The sequence below is a fragment of the Streptomyces sp. NBC_00385 genome (genome assembly GCF_035917155.1).
GTDB classification, from domain to species: Bacteria; Actinomycetota; Actinomycetes; order Streptomycetales; family Streptomycetaceae; genus Streptomyces; species Streptomyces poriferorum.
In genome coordinates this window covers 1653818-1670491 of record NZ_CP107951.1, presented here as the reverse complement: position 1 = coordinate 1670491, position 16674 = coordinate 1653818, and the positions used below count along the sequence as shown (strand labels likewise).

Genomic DNA, 16674 nt, shown 5'->3' with positions numbered 1-16674 from the left:
CCCGCACTGGACTACCAGGGCAACTGGGGCCGGTACCGGCACGTCCCTCGCCGCTACCGAGCACGAGCTGCGTGACCACGTCGCCCGGGACGGGCTCTTCTCCGACGAGTACGCCCGGGCCCCGCTCGACACCCGATGCCAGGGCCGGCGGACCCGCCTTGGTGCCCCTGCCTGCTACTGCACCCGGCTGAGGCGGGAGAAGAGCCCCCTGTGAGCCCAGCCCGTGCGGCGTAGTCCTGTCCAGACGCAGCCGGCCGCCATACAGACAGCGAGTGCCGTCGCACCGACCGCGGACGGAAGCGCGGCCATCAGGGCGACGCCCACCAACACGACGACGAACCCGTCGAACTGCCAGGCAACGAAACGCAGTCCGGAGAGGTCGCCGAACGGCGTGATGACGGGAAGGAGCAGTTCCAGCGGAAGATCCAGTTTCATCTCACGCAGGAACCTGGCGCCCAGCGCCAGGACCACCGACCCGGTGACAAGAATGGCCGTGTCCCCCAGATGCCCGCTGTGGTGGTCCCACCGGACGACGACGGCGAAGCCACCCCCCAGGAAAGCACCGGTCGTCACCGCGACGACGGGCCAGGTCAGCGTGCGGGCAAGGGTTCCACCCCACCGTTCGCCGAACAGCGGAGCCAGGGTCAGCTCATCTCGCAGTCCGCGCCACGTCTCGCCCACCCACCCCGATCCCAGGTACACGCACAGCGCTCCCAGCGCCCACAGCCACGACGCCGGCCCGTCCCCCCGTCCGCCTGCCCCGTGCGTCAGCACGGAGGAGCCGATCAGGAGGAGTGCCGCGCCCGCGCCCGCGCGCCCGGGTGTCCGCAGTGCTCGGACCGCACCCTGCGGCAGATATCCGCGAAGACGCCCGTCCGGACGGATCAGGGCCGAGGTGAGACCGGACGGCTCCGGCCGGTACAGATCCAGCGCGTGATGGAGTGTCCCGGTCCAGGCGTATGTCTGGGCCTGGGAGGCGCGGGCCGACTCGCGGGCGAGCCGGGCGAGGTCGACGGTGCGGATCGCCGGGAGGGCCGCCCGTCCCAGGACCGCCGCGGTGGCCGCCAGCACTCCGGCGAGGAGCCACAGCCCCGTTCCGCTGTCCGGAGCCACTCGGCTCACCCCGCCGACCACAATCGCCGTGCCGCCGAGGGCGGAAGCCAGCAGGAGATTGTCGCGCAACGGCCGTACCTGGCCCCAGAGCCACGCGAACGCCGCGAGGGCGCTGAGTCCCACCCCGGACGTGAGGCCCTGCACCGCGGAATCGAGGTGATCGAAGAGGTCGGTCGCGAGGTACGCCGCCACGCAGGCCGAGAGCAGTCCGGTCGCACCGACGTACGTCAGTCTGCGCCGGGCGATCGTGCCGAGGTAGCGCGTCGGGGAGATGTCCGTGGACATGAACACGTGCAGCAGGAACGGCTGGACCACCATCGGCCCCCAGAACCGCCCGGCGATCTGGGCCGCCCAGCACACCGCCACCGCGAGCGCGCAGACCCAGGGCGCCGCCTCCGTGAGGGACCCTACGGCGACCGATGCGGGCGAGGTGCTCCGGGCGTGGACCACCGGCACCAGGTAGAACGCGGCGAACAGGGCGACGAGGTAGAGGCTGTAGGCGTGCCCACGCACCGTGCCGCGGTCACCGCGTCGGGCGTAACGCTGCCGCACGGCACGGACGCGGGCCGTGGGGTCGGACCCGGGTGCCGCGAGAGTGTCCACCGTCATCCCAGCTCCACGCGGCCGTCACGCACCTCCACCAGGGCGGGCTCATGAGTGGCGACCAGAAAGGCCGTGCCCTCCTCGGCCCGCTCCGTGAGCAAGGCCGCCACCAGTTCGACGCGGTCGCTGTCGAGGTGTCGCTCTGGCTCGTCGAGCAGCACCACGTCAGCGGGGCGCACCAACGTCATCGCGATGCCGAAGAGTTGCAACTGGCCCGAAGAGACCTGATGGGGAAACCGCTCGCCCAGCGGGGACAGTCCCAGTCGCTCGATGATCTCTTCGGCGGCTTCGGCGGTTGTCGCGCTGTTGCCGTACCAGGAGGCGGCCACCAGGGTCACCTGCTCGCGCAGCGTCATGTCACGGGCGAACGGGATCGCGTCGACCAAGGAAGCCACGAGGCGCCGGTGCTGCGGCTTGGCCATGTCGGCGGGTTCGCCCCGCACCGAGCACGAACCGGCCGTGAGACTCCGGCTGCCCAGGAAGGCCCGCAGAAGCGTCGTCTTCCCCGACCCGTTGCCGCCGGTGAGGCACCAGACCTCGCCCGGCAGCACCGCGAACGAGGTCGGCTCCAGCAGGGTGACGTCGCCCATGGTGACCGTGGCACCCTCGGCAGCGAGGATGGGAACAGCGGTCACTTCGCCTCCAGAACCACAAGCATCTCCCGTGAGCGTGCAGTGTATGGGTCACCCGCGTACGATCCGTCGACGGCCGTCACCTCCAAGCCGGCGATCCGTGCCAGGAGCCGGATCTCCGGCAGCGACGCCCAGGTGGCCATCTCGTGGAACGAGGTGAGGGTCGAGGCGCCCTGGACCATGAAGATGCTCATGATGGCCTGGGTTGCCCGGTCGGCGTTCTGAGTGATCGTCACCATCCGGTCACGGCCCAGGGGGTAGGTGACGGTGTGGGCGGTCCCGTCCGCACGGAGGTACTCGACGGGGTCGGTGCAGTCGAGGAAGGCGGCACCTCCCGGCTTGAGGTGCCGCCCGATGGCACGGAGCAGCTCGATCTTCTCGTCGTGGCTCTGTGCCAGGAAGAACGTGTTCTTGGACATGGTGACGACGTCGAAAGCGGAATCGAGCTGAAGGCCCCGGAAATCCGCTTCGACCGTGTCGATCTTGCGCTCACCACGCCTGCTCTCCAGCAGGTCCAGCGAGGGACGTGAGGCGTCGACGGCCACGACCTGCGCACCGGCGTCGGCGAGCGCGAAGGACGAGACGCCGGTTCCGGCGCCCAGGTCCAGAACGGTCCGCCCGGCCAACGGGCGGTGCGACGACACCCATGCCGCGAGTCCGGCTCCCGGGGAGAGCATCGACGAGATCAGGTTGTAGGCGTCAATGGCCGCCGCGTCGTAAACGGTCGGTTCACTCATGGAAAGAGCCCTTCTTCACCATCTCATTGGCAACGACGATGGCGCCGGGCAGATTGAATCCCACCTCGGCAGCCGCGCGATTGCTGGCGCGCACACCGGTCACCCGTGGTGCGAATTCGACATTCGGACGGAGCAGCAGAGTCTTCAGGTTGCTCTCCACGATCTCGTTGGATCCGGGGATCGTGTCGGCGATCACGATGGGGCGGTCCGTCACCTGCAGCATCATCAGAGCGGGCGAATCCGCCCGCCCCTGGGCCAGGCGCATAAGAGTGTCCAAGGTCGCCGGGAACACGATGAAGCACTCGGCGGCGCCACTCTGCCCGGAATTGACCTCGGGCGGCAGGCTCGGATCCTCCCATGAATCCGCCCACACCTGGCCGTTGGCCAGATGCCGCAATGCCCGGACCGTCACGAACTGCGTGGCGGACCGAGATACGGAGACATTCACGACCACGTCGGGATTCATCTGACGCAGCCAGTGAATCCACCAGGGCACCAGTGCGGCACTGATGGATCCCGTCACATGAAGATGCAACTCGGCACCCTCGAACTGCTCGACGTTCATCCAGCGGTTTCCTTGTGTTCGGACGCGGAGTCGAGCGGGATCCACTCGGAAGTGAGAATCGGTTTCATGCGACTTTCCGGCGGTGCGCTGGGGAAAACGTTCATGAGGAGGAACTGCAGAGCCTGCGCATCGTCCGCCGCCGATGCCCGGCTGGCCGAGAACACCAACTGGTACGGCACGCTCTGCGTGGCCCACGAGAAGCCTGCTTGGTTCATGCTCATTACGGAGAGCTGCTGCATGGCGTCGAACAGGGCCTTGGGGCCCCGGCTCGCGGGATTCCAGATGACCTGCGTCCACCCGTGCGGGACCTTCGGGGTCACGTCGCGCCAAGGGCTCGGCTGAGCGTCGCCCGCCCTGGCGTCGCGCACCAGCAGGTGGACGTTCTGCACACCCGGGTTCGGGGCGAAGAACCGCCAACCCGGGATGGGCCAGCCCCCGGTGAACTGGCGTAGATCCTGGTTGTACGAGTCGGGGGTGTTCTGCAGAACGGTCGAGACCAGGTGCGCCGCGACCGCCCCTGCGGCCAGCACGCCCGCTGCACCACGAATCCGGTTACTCAGCATGTATGAACCTTCGGATGGCGCCTTCGACCTTCGCGGCGTGATTTCTGTACCCGATGATCGACCTGTGCGCCGATCCCGGAACGACCTCGATGCCGGCCCCGATCTTCTTGGCGAACGTCTGCTGCTGCTCGGCGTTCTCGCCCGACGAGACCACCAGGACCGACGGGACCGCACCCAGGCTGTCCAGGGCGCCCTCGGTGCTCACCTTCGCGTACTCGCTGATCGAGTTGACGATGTTCCGCGGCGCGAACACGAACTGCACGTGGCTGTACTGGGTGTCGGGCGTGTAGCCCGCCTGGCGCTCCACCCCGTTCGGCGCCCATACGTAGATGCCGGTCACCGCGGCGAAGAGCGAGTGAACCTGGACCTGGATGAACTTGCCGAACCTCCGCCGATCGGACCGGTCCGCGTCGAGCAGCTCCGGGTCGGTGCCGTCGACGACGACCAGCTTGCCGATCCGGTGGGCGAAACGGGGATCCTGGACGTAGGAGGCGGCACTCAGGGAGCCGATCGAGTGGGTCACCACCACGATCTCGCCCTTCGCCCCGACTTCTCCGAGGATGGCGTCGAGGATGTCGCCGCTGGAGGCGCGGGACTTCGTGAGGCCGTAACCGGCCCGGTGGTAACGGACGACCGTGTGGTCCTGGCCCAGGCTCTCCGCCACCCACTCCCACGATTCGAGGGACTGGCCGAGCCCGCACTCCATCACTACGACGGGCTTGTTCTGGTCCGGCCCTTCCGGTGGATGGTTCACGACGTACTCGATGGCGCCGATCTCGCCGTCGAGCTGCGTGACGCCCTTGGGGCCGAGCCGGCGCTGTTTGGCGATCTTCCGCTTCTCACGGGCTATCAGCGCACTGGCGAGGGCCACGCCGCCGGCTGTCCCCAACACGGCCTTCTCGAACGTTCGCGGCTGGCCCCGGGTGTCCAGCACATGACCGACCGCTCCGTGGGAACCGAAGAATCCCCAGACGAACCGCGGCAGCTCCATGGTGGCCGCGACACCGATGTGGAACGCCTTGACCGCGGAGAGCGCGTGAGAAGCCTGCCTGCGCGGCAACAGGTAGATCAGCGGGAACGACCCCTCCCACACGATCGTGCCGACGGTCATCGCTCTGCAGAACCTCGGATAGCGTCGCAGGATCTGCGCGGCCGGCCCGCGGCCGTAGGCCTCGGTCTCCAAGACCTCCGGCAGCGCGTAACCCTGTACCCAACTGCTGCCGAAAGCCTTGGAGATTCCCGAGACCGCGTAGCTGAGCGCCGCCTGGAAGTTCACCGCCCGCAGGAAGAAGTCGTCGGACACCTTCTGGTCGGGTATCAGCGCAGTGAGCGCGCGGTACTGCGTGATGACCGCCGTCATCTGGTCGGCGCCGTCCCGACCGTACGGAGTGCGGACCTCGCTCAGCCGGTTGCACGCGCCGATGACCGCTGACGCCACGATCTGGACCTTGCGGTTGCCGCGCCCCAACGCCAGCCCGGTGGACGCCGCGAGCGTCAGCCCGGCGAGCACCTTGGGCGTACGTGGGTGGTCGAGCGCGCTGCCGAGGCGGTGCCGCAGGCTACCAGGAGGATAGTTCTGAGCCGACACGCCTCGGAGATATCCGTCGTCGTCGAAAACGTGCTTGAGGCTCAGGGTCTCCGCGGAAGCGAGAATCTGCCCGACCGCGATCGGTAATAGGACGCGATCGGCAGCCCTTTGGGTAGCGGTCGCGCTCGCAGCGCGCCGTATCCCCCGTCGAAATCTCACGAAGCTCTTCAACTTTCCGTTGCGAACTCGAACGTTCCTACGCGCAAGTTGGGCGCGCGTGCCGGGGGAGCGGCCACAGGGCCGGCTCCTCCGACACGCGAGTCAGTCCACCATCAGCAAATGAGGCAGATGGTGCTTCCCTGGATGACGAACTGGGCCACGACGGGGGTGGCCATCGCGGGGGTCTCGGGGTCCGAGTGGAAACCCGGAACCGCACCGACGAGAGCACTGTTGGCGAAGTCCTGGGTCGCCATCGACTCCGGCAGTGCCGCTGCGGCCTTCTCCTGCGTTGCAATCGAATCGAGTCGCATTTCGCTGTCCTTCCTCGAAACCTATGCTGAGCGAACAGGGCGTGGCGATCCCAACGTGCCCATCTCCCCTCGCCAGCTCTGATTTGAACGCGCTATGCACAACGTCAGCCACCTGGTTTACAAAATCCCGCAAAACTGGTGATCAACATTGCGCACCCAGCGTAAAAGGGCGGTCAAGAACCGTCAACACCGCATCTGTCCCACGCGTATCAGGGTTACAAGCCGCAAGCCATCCCCAAAGAAGACAAGTTGCCGTCCGGATTCTCTGCGGACGGGCTCGCTGAACGACGCACCGACGAACTGCGCACCGCCGTAACCGGAACGGGAAGCGGAACCATAAGCGGAACCGGTACCGGACACCCGCTCCCGCGCCGACACTGCCAAGGGAAGCGCTCACTTCTTGTCCGAGTCTTATGTGGGCCTGGACCGCGGGGGAGGAATCCGGCGGCCGGAGAGCCGCAGGCGCGACGCGAGCAACGGCCGGGAGCCGGGGCCTGGCGTGACTACGCGGGTGGCGAGACCGACGGCGCCCACGGGCCCCGCGTGCAACTGCCGATCTGGTCGCTGTCGACCATGAGCAGACCGGTCGCTTCCGTATCCCGGACCTTCGTTCGGAACGATTACTGGACGGCATCGACTGGATCAACCAGCCACGTCTGCACGGCGAACTCGGAATCATCACCCCCGCCGAACACGAAGCCGCCCACTGTGCGGCCCCAACCCCTGCGTCACTCCGGTCGGGCATGGGACATCGTCAGGGTCGGCTCCGTGGAAGCACTCGGCGCGCAGGACCAGCGATCCATGAACGGCGTGGGTGGTCTCGTCTGCCCAGGTGCGCCGGATTTCTGCGACAACGGCGTCCACATGTCCTGCGAGGAACGCGCCGGCAGTCTGTTGGCGGTGCTCGTGGCTGCCCGACCCGGCAGCCGGATTCCGGAACTCGGCACTGGCGTGGGCGAGGGCGCGTGGCCGCTGAGTGAGATGACAGCGCCTCCCGTCGTGACCCAGGTCACGGATCTCGTTCGGTGAGGCAATCCCTTCGCAAAGCATCCGTTCGGCACGCGGCGCACGGCGCATGATCACGACGCCGAAATCGAATGCTTGAGCGTATGAGGGATGTGTCGTGAGTCGTAGATGGGTGAAGGTCCTGGCCATCGCGGTGGTCGTAGTCGCTGTGCTCTTCACCTTGGTCGACCGGGTGGCGGTGCACTATGCCGACAAGGAGGTCGCTCAGCTCGCGAAGGAGAAGTACGGATACGGGAACACCACTGACGGTCATCTGGACCTGGCCATCAAGGGCTTTCCGTTCCTGACTCAGGTAGCCGGCGGCACCCTTCATCACGTCACGCTGGACGCGGGCAGGTTCTACGTCTCCAACACGACCAACGCGCGGGGTGGTTATCTGCACATCGAACGCCTCCACCTCGATTTGAACGACGTGACGGTGACCTCGCTGTCCGGGCGCAGAGCCGAAGCGAATCTTGCCACCGGCACCCTGACCCTTTCCTATAAGGAACTGTCCGGGGCCGTGACCCGGCTGGCAGGCGATGGTGGCCCGCTCACGGTCTCGCAAGCCTCCGGATCGAGCGGCCAAGCGGCACGCGTCAGGATCTCGGGCACGGTCGGCGGGAAGGCCGTGAACGGCATCGGGACGCTTCTCGCGCAGGGCGACGAACTCACCCTGAACCTTCCTGGTGTCGAGAGGGCCAACATGGTGTGGACGGTCGGCCTTCCGAGTGGCGCCGGCTTCACCGCGGCCCGCGCCGACGAGGACGGGGTGGAGATGAGCATCGTCGGACATCAGGTCAACCTCGGCTCGTCCCGCTACTGAGCGTCGGCCGAGGGTGATCCGGCGGAACTGCGACAGCGCGACCGCCATGAAGACTGCCAACGACCTTGCGGCCCAAGAGTGAGAGATGTCGGCGACATCGCCCCCAGGGTCATGACCAGGGATGCTCCGACCACCGCCAACTTCTGCAGCATCAGGGCTTCTTGTGAGAGGTGATGGAAGTCATCACGGGTATGTCATGGATGCGCCAATGCGACGTGCATCTGGACAGGTGGAGTTGTCCGGCCCTCACCCGTCCGGCCGGCATGTCGTGCTGCCGGACAGGCCGCACCCTCACGCTGGACCGGGCTCGCGTTCAAGCGATTCGCCAGGCGGTGCCCGGTCTGTCGGGTTCCGGCAAGTGCGCGCCCCGGCAGTCGTTCGCCTTTGGTCCAGACCTATTGACGGGCCCGGTCGCCCCTTCTACGATCCCGTCGATCGCCGCACTGCATCTCTCCAGTTCATCCGGCGCCGTGCGGCCACGCCCCCTCACGCACGCTCATGCCCACGGCGGCACGTGGCGAGAATGGAGCACAGCATGTTCCGTTGGAGGATTCGTAATCTGCCCGGGGCGGATGACGGGCATTCGACCGCCGTCCGGACTCGGCGCAGCTCGACCGTCCTGACTCGTACGATCGCCGGGGTGAGCGCCGCCGCCGTCATCGGTGCCTGCGTCACCCTGGTCGGTTCCGGCGCGGCCGGCGCCGCCGCCACCAACCTGGTGACCAACTCAGGTTTCGAGAGCGGTCTTTCCGGATGGTCCTGCGCCAACGGTTCCGGCGCGGTCACCGGCAGCCCGGCGCACTCCGGTTCGTCCGCGCTGAAGGCCACGCCGTCCGGCCAGGGCAACGCCCAGTGCACCCAGACGGTCAGCGTGCAGCCCAATTCGACGTACAAGCTGAGCGCCTTCGTCCAGGGCAGTTACGTCTACCTCGGCGCCAGCGGCACCGGTGCCGCCGGCGAGCCGCAGACCTGGACGCCCAACTCCTCGTCGTACAGCGAGCTCAGCGTCGACTTCACCACCGGCGCGAACACCACATCGGTGACGGTCTACCTGCACGGCTGGTACGGGACGCCCGCGTACTTCGCGGACGACGTGTCGCTCACCGGCCCCGGTGGCACGACGCCCCCGCCCACCGATCCGCCGACCACCCCGCCGCCCACCACGCCGCCGCCCACCGACCCGCCCACCGACCCGCCCGGCGACGACACCTGTGCCACGAAGCCCAAGCCGACCGGCAAGGTGCTGCAGGGATACTGGGAGAACTGGGACGGCGCCTCGAACGGCGTCCACCCCGGCATGGGCTGGGTCCCCATCACCGACAGCCGGATCGCCCAGCACGGCTACAACGTCATCAACGCCGCCTTCCCGGTGATCCTCTCGGACGGAACCGTCCTGTGGGAGGACGGCATGGACGTGGGCGTGAAGGTGTCGACGCCGGTGGAGATGTGTGAGGCCAAGGCGAACGGCGCCACGATCCTGATGTCCATCGGCGGCGCGGCCGCGGGCATCGACCTGTCGTCGAGCAAGGTCGCCGACCGCTTCGTGGAGACGGTCGTACCGATCCTCAAGAAGTACAACTTCGACGGGATCGACATCGACATCGAGACCGGTCTGTCCGGCAGCGGGGACATCAACACGCTGTCCGCCTCCCAGTCCAACCTGATCCGCATCATCGACGGCGTGCTTGCCAGGATGCCGGCGGGCTTCGGCCTGACGATGGCGCCCGAGACCGCGTACGTCACCGGCGGCAGTGTCACCTACGGGTCCATATGGGGGTCGTACCTGCCGATCGTGAAGAAGTACGTGGACAACGGCAGGCTGTGGTGGCTCAACATGCAGTACTACAACGGCAGTATGTACGGCTGCTCGGGCGACTCGTACCAGGCCGGCACCGTGGAGGGCTTCGCCGCTCAGACCACCTGCCTCAACAACGGCCTGACCATCCAGGGCACCACGATCAAGGTGCCCTACGACAAGCAGGTGCCCGGCCTGCCGGCTCAGCCCGGCGCGGGTGGCGGCTACATGGCGCCCGGCCAGGTCAGCCAGGCGTGGAACACGTTCAACGGCTCGCTCAAGGGCCTTATGACGTGGTCCCTCAACTGGGACGGCTCGAAGGGCTGGTCCTTCGGTGTCAACGTCAAGTCCCTGCAGAACCGCTAGGGTCTTCCGTTCGGATCAGGGTGGATCAGGGCTGTTTCAGGGAGAGGGGTGTGGTGCGCGCCACGCCCCGTGAGCCCGGCATTACTCGCGGGGGTGGGGCTCGACGTGTCCTGTGATTCCGCGGAACTGTCGTTCCTGACCGCCGAGCGTCGCTCCGCTCCGGGCAATGACAGGACGTCGCTGCATGCGGTCAGGATCGGCGGCATCTCAGGCTCCTTCAGAAGATCTGTGTGTCTGATGACGAGATCGCGCATGGCCTGGAGGTCCGGGAGGAACGTGTTCGTGACCCACAGCCTCCACGCGGAGAGTTCCTCGTCCGCGGGCGGTGTCTCATGAACGAAGAGGGATCTGCCGGCCGGGCGGAGGTCCGGTCACAGGACTGCCGGGCAGCCGACCGTGACGTCTCACAGCCGCCGGCGGCGAGGTCCGGCCCACGCGTGCGCTGACCCGCGTCACGTGCCGATCCGGCGCGGCGCCAGCAGGTTCGCGTCGTCGGTGCGGTGCGGGCCGTCCGGGCCACGAGCCGTTCGATGTGCTCCTGGAGCCCGGTATGGCCGGGGCCGGGGGGTGCTTCCTCGAAGCAGCGTTCCGTTGCTTCGAGGAAGCGCCGTGTGTCCTGGTCAGGGTCGGCAGGCCGGCGTCCGGTGAGGCCGTCCGAGTACATCAGGACGATGGCGCCGACCTCCAGCGGTGTGGCGGTGGCCGCATCAGGGTTTCGTTGGCGGTGCCGTTGCCGACGGCGTCGAGGCAGAGGCCGCTGACAGCCGTCACCACCGCCTCGAGGGACTCCGGCCGTTCGGAGGCCGGGGCTCCTCCCACCTCCCAGCGCGGGCTCGCGGGAGCACCGCTCGTGGTTCGTGACCGGACAGCCCTCGTCTGGTGATCGCCGGGGCAAGCCGGCAGACGGCTGCCTTCCCCGGTCCGGTGGAGCGATCAGGGCTTCCCGCTCGAGTTTCTGCCGAACGCCCGCATGGCGAGGGCGCCCGCCAGCGGCCCCGGTGCCAGGAGCAGGAAGGCGTAACGCCAGCCGACGGCCTCGGCCAGCAGCGGGGTGAGCTGGATGGTGATGACCGTCAGCGCGAATCCGATGGCGGTCTGGGCGGTGAGGGCCGTTCCGATGTAGCGGTGGTCGGCGACCTCGCTCAGTGAGGTCGAGAACACCCCCGAGTCCGCGATCACGGCCGCGCCCCACAGCATGCAGAAGGCGAACAGAAGCAGTGAGGAGGAGGGGAAGAAGAAGGGGGAGGCCAGGCAGCACAGACCACTGAGAAGAAGAGCCGCCATGGCGGCGGGCGGGCGGCCGAAGCGGTCCGCGCCCCAGCCGCCGAGCAGGCAGCCGGCGACCCCGCCGAGTCCCATGGTGAGGAACACGGTGATCTCCACCGAACCCGGAAGGTCCTTCGCGGCAGGCGTCGCCAGCAGGAAGGACGGGATCCACGTCCACAGCGCATAGAGCTCCCACATGTGCCCGAAGTAGCCGAGGTTGGCCAGCCGTGGGCCGCGCTCGGTGAACATGGACAGCGCATACCGGGGATTGCGGGCAGGAGCGGACTTCGCCGCGAAGGGGCCGGGCCGGACGAGGAGCAGCGCGATGACGGAACCCGCGAACCCGGCCGCTGCGGCGGCGAGCAGGACGTCACGCCAGCGCAGTGACCCCACTCCGGCGATCAGATGAGGAAGCGCGGAGCCAAGGGTGAGGGCGGCGATGAGGACGCCCATCGTCCTGCCTCGTCCGGCACTGCCGGACCAGGAGACCATCAGCTTCATTCCGGTGGGATAGACCCCGGCCAGGAACATCCCCGTCAGGAAACGCAGCGGGATGGCGACGGCCAGCTGGTCGGCGACGAGAGCCAGGACCACCGTGCAGACGGCGGCTGCCGCCGCACTGGCGGCGAGCAGACGCTGCGGCGGGATGCGGTCGGCCAGGTTGAGGGCGGCCGAGGCCACGGCGCCGACGACGAAACCGATCTGTACCGACGCCGTCAGCCATACCGCGCCCCCGGCAGTGAGTCCCCAGTCGGTCCGGAGGCTGGGAACCACCGCCGACATGGAGAACCACACGGCGAGGCCGAGCACCTGCACCGCGGCGATCGCACCGCGTTGCACAACGATGTTCACGAATACCTCTCCTGGGCCGAGCTCTCGTTCCCCCGCCGCGCACGCGGTGGCCGAAGGCCGACCCTAATGGGCCCCGGCCGTGTGCGGACCCCGGCGCAGCCGGGCGCGCGGCAACGCGGTTCCTCCTCCGGGTGCTTGGGGCGTCGCGTACGGGACGAAGCCTGCGCCGCGCCACGGGGGCGCCTTCCGTGAGGGGTGTTCAGCCTCAGGCAGCCGCATCCTTCTCATTCCGGCGGAGGGCGTCGCGCAGCCGCGCTGCCTGGGTCACCAGGCGGGACTTGCCGCCGCGGCTCGCTGTCGCGGCGAGCCCGGCCGGTTCCGGTGAATCGGCTCCGCACTGCTCCACGCAGTCGGCGGCCGTCGCCAGGAGATCTCCTGCGCCGCGCGGATCGACCGTGCCGGTGAGGAGCGCCGGAAGCACGTCTGCCAGCACGGCCCAGGTCGTCGCACAGGCGCCCGTCGCCGCGGCGGTGCGCAGCGAGTCGGCGAGCCGGCCGGGCTTGACCGTGCCCAGGCCGATCAGCTCGGCCAGGTCGCCGCCGAGGCGAACGGCGTTCAGGTCGTCCCGAGCGGCCAGGGTGAGGAGCGCGTCCACGGCCCGCAGCCGGTCCTCGGGGTGCCGGGCACCGAGGCCGGTGGCGACCGCGAGGTGCAGGGCCGGGCCGGCAGGTCCACCGGCCGCTGCCAGCAGAGGGAGCGCGGTGGCCCCTGCGCGCGCTTCGTGGACGGCGGCGGCCGTGACGAGCGGCAGCCACCAGGCGGCCAGGGTCTCGCGGTCCTCGGGCAGGACGGCGATCAGCGAAGTCTCCTCGCCTCCGTCCCAGCACAGGTCCGTTGCCTGGCGGGCGCCCGCCAGTTCGCGGAACGCGTCCGGGAAACCGCTCATGACAGCGGTGCGTTCGCCGGTGTCCATCACGAGCCGCGCGGGGGTCCCACCACCGTAGGCGTACCGCTCGGCTCCAGCCGTACGCCGGGTGACGGGCACCGGCTGCCCGGCGGCGCCGAGCCAGGAGGCCAGCCGGTCACCCGCGGGCGTACCGAGGGCGGCGGCCAGCGGCACGACGGTGGCGTCGCGCCGGACCCGGAGCAGCGCCTGGGCGAAGTCCGCCGGGGCCGGGTCCTCGCCCAGGCGGTCGTACTCGGCCAGTCGCGCGATCAGCGCGCGGGGGTCCAGGGCGCCGGATTCCGTGGTGGGCGTGGCGAGCAGGAACGGCAGCGGACGGGAAGCGATGCGCAGCGCGGCCTCTTTCACACGCGCGTGGGTGACGGCGCGCAGTGCGGGGTGGGAACAGTCGGAGCGCCACGTCACCAGGGCCGGTTGCGGTTCGGCGGTCGGCGGCATGTCCAGCACGGCAGCGGCCACGTGTTCCAGGCCGGGCAGCTCATGGGTGTAGTAGTGGGATTGCGCGGGATCGAGCCACCAGCGTCCTGCGAGGGCGGACCGCAGCGCCTCGGCGAGGGCCGCCCGGTCCTGGTGGGCGTGCCGGACCAGTCCGTCCAGAGCGCGTTCGAACTCCTCGACGGTGGAGATGCGGGCGTGGACGATGGCCGCGACGAGCTCGACGGCCTCGGCGACCGTCTCCGGAGCCGGGGCGAGCGCGACCGGGACCGGGGCCGGCGGCAGGATCTCCCGGTAGGGGCACGTCTCCTCGTCGGGAGCGGCGTCCGGCCCGAAGAGCTCCACCGCCCGGGCCCGGTGGGCCGGGCTCAGCAGCCGGGCGCGGTCGGCGAGTCCGGCGCGCAGCTCGGGATCGTCGGTGAGGTGCGCGGCCGCCAGCTTCAGCGCCCGCTCCTGGATGTCGGTGTCCGCGTGCCCGAAGGCCTCGGCCAGCTCCGGCAGTATCTCGGGGGCGGCGGCAGGACGACGGGCGAGTTCCTTGCCGATCAGGACGAGTTGGGCTCGGACCAGCTTCTTCTCGGGGCGGAAGAGGACGGCGCCCGACATCTCGGCGAGCATGCGGGGGGTCAGGAGGCCCGATGCCGCGAGCCGGGCGAGGGTTTGCTGGGCGCTCCCGGCCACGGCGGACGGGGCGTCGGCGGCCAGCGCGATCCAGTCGGCGGCCCGCTCCCGCTCTTCCTCCCCGGTCGGGAGGAGAGCTGTCAGGATCGCCTGATACGGCCGAAGTTGGGCGGCCCTGCCGCCCCGCAACAGCCTGGCGACGCACCCGTCCAACAGCGCGGTGCGCTCCACGTGGCCCTCGTCGGCCAGGGTGGCGAGTGCGGTCGGCCAGTGGTGGGTGTGGCCCGGCTCCAGGTTCCAGGCGAAGGAACGGACCGGTTCGGCGGTCGTGAAGAGGCACGGGACGAGCGTGGCGAGGTGCGGGTCCTTGCGCAGGGCGAACACGAGCGGGGCCCGGGCTGACGCCATGGCCGCCGACCAGCCCTCGACGCAGCCGTCGGTGGTGGGCATGGGGCAGCCCGCGAGCCGCACCAGTTCGCGGATCAGTGGGTAGTCCGCCTCGGCGGTGGCGGACCGGGCGGCCAGCCGGTGGGCGAGGTCGCCCAGCCACTTCGGGTCCCGGCCGGCCAGTACGTCAAGCAGCGTCGAGGCCGGCGGCAGCTGCGTCCAACGGCGCAGATCGGCGGCTCCGATCCAGGCGGCCGCCGCCGCGGCGCCTGAGTTGCAGCCGGCTCCGGCGACCACCAGGGCCGGGTTCATCAGGTTCCGGTCCTCCCAGTGCTCCGAGCGGGAGGAACGCAGCGTGCGGCGCAGTTCCTTCAGGCCGGTGAGCAGAACGCGGCGCTGCGCGGGTTCCAGTGGTTCGAGGAGACCCGGCAGTTGGGCGGTGCGGCCCGCCCGTACGGCTTCGAGGACGTCGTCGATGGCGTTCAACGTGTGGCTCCCGTGGTGGTGGCTGTACCGGTGGAGGTGTCGGCTGCTCTCGAGGCCATCCGGGTGGCGAGCGCGTGCTTGCAGGGGCCGCGGCGGCCCCGGTAGTCCGCCCACCACTGGCAGGTGCAGCTCAATGCGCCGCCCGACCCGCGTACCTGGTAACGGCGTTCACCGGAGACCACGACGGCGGTGCCGGGACGCTCCAGGGTGACCGCGCCCGCCTCCAGCAGGGTGCGGGCGGCGACCAGCCGAGGGTTGTGCCGTTCTGCCTGCCGGGCGTCGTAGGGGAGTTCACGGTGGAAGTAGGCGGCCTCGGCGATGTCATAGCCGACTCGGCCGGCCGTACCGAGGCGGACGAGAGCGGCCCGTACACGGTCCACGGTGAGCCCGGACTGCTCGGCGAGGTCGGCGGGATCGATGCGTGGCTCCCAGGCGAGCAGGACGGAGACCAGATCGGCGTCCTGGGCCGCCGCGTCGCCGGCGAGGGCCTCCAGCACCCCGCCCTCACCGGAGAACCCGCGGTCGGGCTCCGGGGAGAGGGTCAGCGTGAGCCGCATTCCCGGCAGCCCGACCTCCCAGGCGGAGGCGGTGGGGTGGGCACCGTCCGGCGCGGGGCCGTACACGCGCAGGCCGGTGGCGTGCCGCAGCACCCGCTGGAGTGCGGCGAGACGCTCGGGGCCGGGCAGACAGACGGCGCCGGGTACCGGGCGGGTGGTGGGGCGCAGCGTGCGACCTGCGGCGACCACCCACAGCGGGCCGGTCACGGCGCCGGCACCCGTCGCGGTGCGCGGGAGGGAACGGAGGAAGCGCGTCGTCTCGGCGGCGGTCAGCTCCCCCCGCAGATCGAAGCCGGCGGTGACGGCCTGGGATTCGGCGAAGCCGCGCAGCCAGCGCTCCGGCAGCGGAACCTTCTTCTCGACGACCGGCCCGTCGAGTGTGGTCACCGCCATCTCGTCGGGGCCGACCCGCAGGTGCAGTGGATCGTCTCCGCTCAGCCGGGACAACGCCTCGCGCAGCGGGTTGTTGACATCGACGTTGGTGGTGCCGTGGCCGGTGTCGGCGCCGCACAGCCCGTCGGGGAGCACATCAAGCCGGGCGTACACACCGCAGCACCCGGAGAAGGACTCGAACCGGAGCCGGTCGCCGTTGCCCGTCACCACCGGATCGAGCGATGCGCGCAGAGCGCGCCGGTGGTAACGGGCCGCGGCCACGTCCGCGACGGCGAGAAGTGCTCGCGAGGCCGCCTGAGGCGCGCTCAGGAACCCGGCGAAGAACTGCGGGTGGGCATCGGCCCCGGCCGGGGTGAGCCCTCCCGCCGTCTCCAGACCGAGCACCTGACCCGTCTCGGCGACGGTCAGCGAGGAGGCGCGCGCATAGGCGAAGGTGTGTGCACTTCTTGTCATGTCGAAGACGCTAGACGGAGCCACTGACAACGCTGAGCGAGGGGAGCCGCCGCTCAC

General features: G+C 69.6%; 12 protein-coding genes and 2 pseudogenes. 4 read left to right on the top strand and 10 right to left on the bottom strand.

What is annotated here, in order from left to right:
* Nucleotides 1-174 precede the first annotated feature (174 nt).
* The 7 genes from OG959_RS07265 to OG959_RS07235 all read right to left on the bottom strand — a co-directional run bounded on the left by OG959_RS07265 (nucleotide 175) and on the right by OG959_RS07235 (nucleotide 6271).
* Entirely contained in the window at nucleotides 175-1722 is a 1548-nt protein-coding gene (locus OG959_RS07265) for a hypothetical protein (RefSeq protein ID WP_326657354.1), read from the bottom strand.
* Entirely contained in the window at nucleotides 1719-2351 is a 633-nt protein-coding gene (locus tag OG959_RS07260; RefSeq protein WP_219567369.1) for an ABC transporter ATP-binding protein, read from the bottom strand. Before OG959_RS07260 ends, OG959_RS07265 begins: the two co-directional genes overlap by 4 nt.
* Nucleotides 2348-3085: a class I SAM-dependent methyltransferase gene (locus OG959_RS07255; protein ID WP_326657353.1), complete on the bottom strand. Its 738-nt coding sequence runs from the start codon at nucleotides 3083-3085 to the stop codon at nucleotides 2348-2350. Before OG959_RS07255 ends, OG959_RS07260 begins: the two co-directional genes overlap by 4 nt.
* Entirely contained in the window at nucleotides 3078-3650 is a 573-nt protein-coding gene (locus tag OG959_RS07250; RefSeq protein ID WP_326657352.1) for a CypD family RiPP peptide-cysteine decarboxylase, read from the bottom strand. The genes OG959_RS07255 and OG959_RS07250 overlap by 8 nt, the downstream gene beginning before the upstream one ends.
* Nucleotides 3647-4213 carry a hypothetical protein gene (locus OG959_RS07245; RefSeq protein WP_219567372.1) on the bottom strand — a complete coding sequence of 189 codons (567 nt, stop codon included), beginning with the start codon at nucleotides 4211-4213 and terminating at the stop codon, nucleotides 3647-3649. Before OG959_RS07245 ends, OG959_RS07250 begins: the two co-directional genes overlap by 4 nt.
* Complete coding sequence (locus tag OG959_RS07240) at nucleotides 4203-5801, bottom strand: alpha/beta fold hydrolase (protein WP_326657350.1); 1599 nt, start codon at nucleotides 5799-5801, stop codon at nucleotides 4203-4205. The genes OG959_RS07245 and OG959_RS07240 overlap by 11 nt, the downstream gene beginning before the upstream one ends.
* A gap of 272 nt (nucleotides 5802-6073) precedes the next feature.
* Nucleotides 6074-6271, bottom strand: coding sequence for a cypemycin family RiPP (locus tag OG959_RS07235; RefSeq protein WP_219567374.1), 198 nt, complete (start codon nucleotides 6269-6271; stop codon nucleotides 6074-6076).
* A 768-nt stretch (nucleotides 6272-7039) separates the two neighbouring features.
* On the opposite strand from OG959_RS07235, the gene OG959_RS07230 reads away from it, so the two are divergent.
* The 4 genes and pseudogenes from OG959_RS07230 to OG959_RS07215 all read left to right on the top strand — a co-directional run.
* A complete protein-coding gene (locus tag OG959_RS07230) occupies nucleotides 7040-7300 on the top strand; it encodes a hypothetical protein (protein ID WP_326657348.1) in 261 nt (86 codons plus the stop codon).
* A gap of 94 nt (nucleotides 7301-7394) precedes the next feature.
* On the top strand, nucleotides 7395-8102 hold the full coding sequence (locus OG959_RS07225; protein ID WP_326657347.1) for an LmeA family phospholipid-binding protein: 708 nt from the start codon (nucleotides 7395-7397) through the stop codon (nucleotides 8100-8102).
* Nucleotides 8103-8223: 121 nt separating this feature from the next.
* Nucleotides 8224-9153 (top strand): annotated as a pseudogene (locus OG959_RS07220) (carbohydrate binding domain-containing protein); the annotation flags it as partial.
* A gap of 153 nt (nucleotides 9154-9306) precedes the next feature.
* A pseudogene (locus OG959_RS07215) lies at nucleotides 9307-10263 on the top strand (chitinase); the annotation flags it as partial.
* 933 nt (nucleotides 10264-11196) lie between these two features.
* Here OG959_RS07215 and OG959_RS07210 read toward each other — a convergent pair.
* The 3 genes from OG959_RS07210 to OG959_RS07200 all read right to left on the bottom strand — a co-directional run bounded on the left by OG959_RS07210 (nucleotide 11197) and on the right by OG959_RS07200 (nucleotide 16617).
* Nucleotides 11197-12381 (bottom strand): MFS transporter, encoded by a 1185-nt coding sequence (locus OG959_RS07210; RefSeq protein ID WP_326657345.1) that lies wholly within the window; start codon nucleotides 12379-12381, stop codon nucleotides 11197-11199.
* A 205-nt stretch (nucleotides 12382-12586) separates the two neighbouring features.
* The gene (locus OG959_RS07205; RefSeq protein ID WP_326657344.1) at nucleotides 12587-15214 is read right to left on the bottom strand and encodes a DUF7824 domain-containing protein; all 2628 of its coding nucleotides are present in this window, start codon (nucleotides 15212-15214) and stop codon (nucleotides 12587-12589) included.
* Complete coding sequence (locus OG959_RS07200) at nucleotides 15211-16617, bottom strand: SWIM zinc finger family protein (RefSeq protein ID WP_326657342.1); 1407 nt, start codon at nucleotides 16615-16617, stop codon at nucleotides 15211-15213. The genes OG959_RS07205 and OG959_RS07200 overlap by 4 nt, the downstream gene beginning before the upstream one ends.
* Between the last annotated feature and the right edge of the window lie 57 nt (nucleotides 16618-16674).

Bases quoted from the DNA above. Each gene is read 5' to 3' on its own strand.
- OG959_RS07265 (WP_326657354.1), bottom strand. From the start codon at position 1,722: ATGACGGTGGACACTCTCGCGGCACCCGGGTCCGACCCCACGGCCCGC.
- OG959_RS07255 (WP_326657353.1), bottom strand. From the start codon at position 3,085: ATGAGTGAACCGACCGTTTACGACGCGGCGGCCATTGACGCCTACAAC.
- OG959_RS07250 (WP_326657352.1), bottom strand. From the start codon at position 3,650: ATGAACGTCGAGCAGTTCGAGGGTGCCGAGTTGCATCTTCATGTGACG.
- OG959_RS07245 (WP_219567372.1), bottom strand. From the start codon at position 4,213: ATGCTGAGTAACCGGATTCGTGGTGCAGCGGGCGTGCTGGCCGCAGGG.
- OG959_RS07235 (WP_219567374.1), bottom strand. From the start codon at position 6,271: ATGCGACTCGATTCGATTGCAACGCAGGAGAAGGCCGCAGCGGCACTG.
- OG959_RS07200 (WP_326657342.1), bottom strand. From the start codon at position 16,617: ATGACAAGAAGTGCACACACCTTCGCCTATGCGCGCGCCTCCTCGCTG.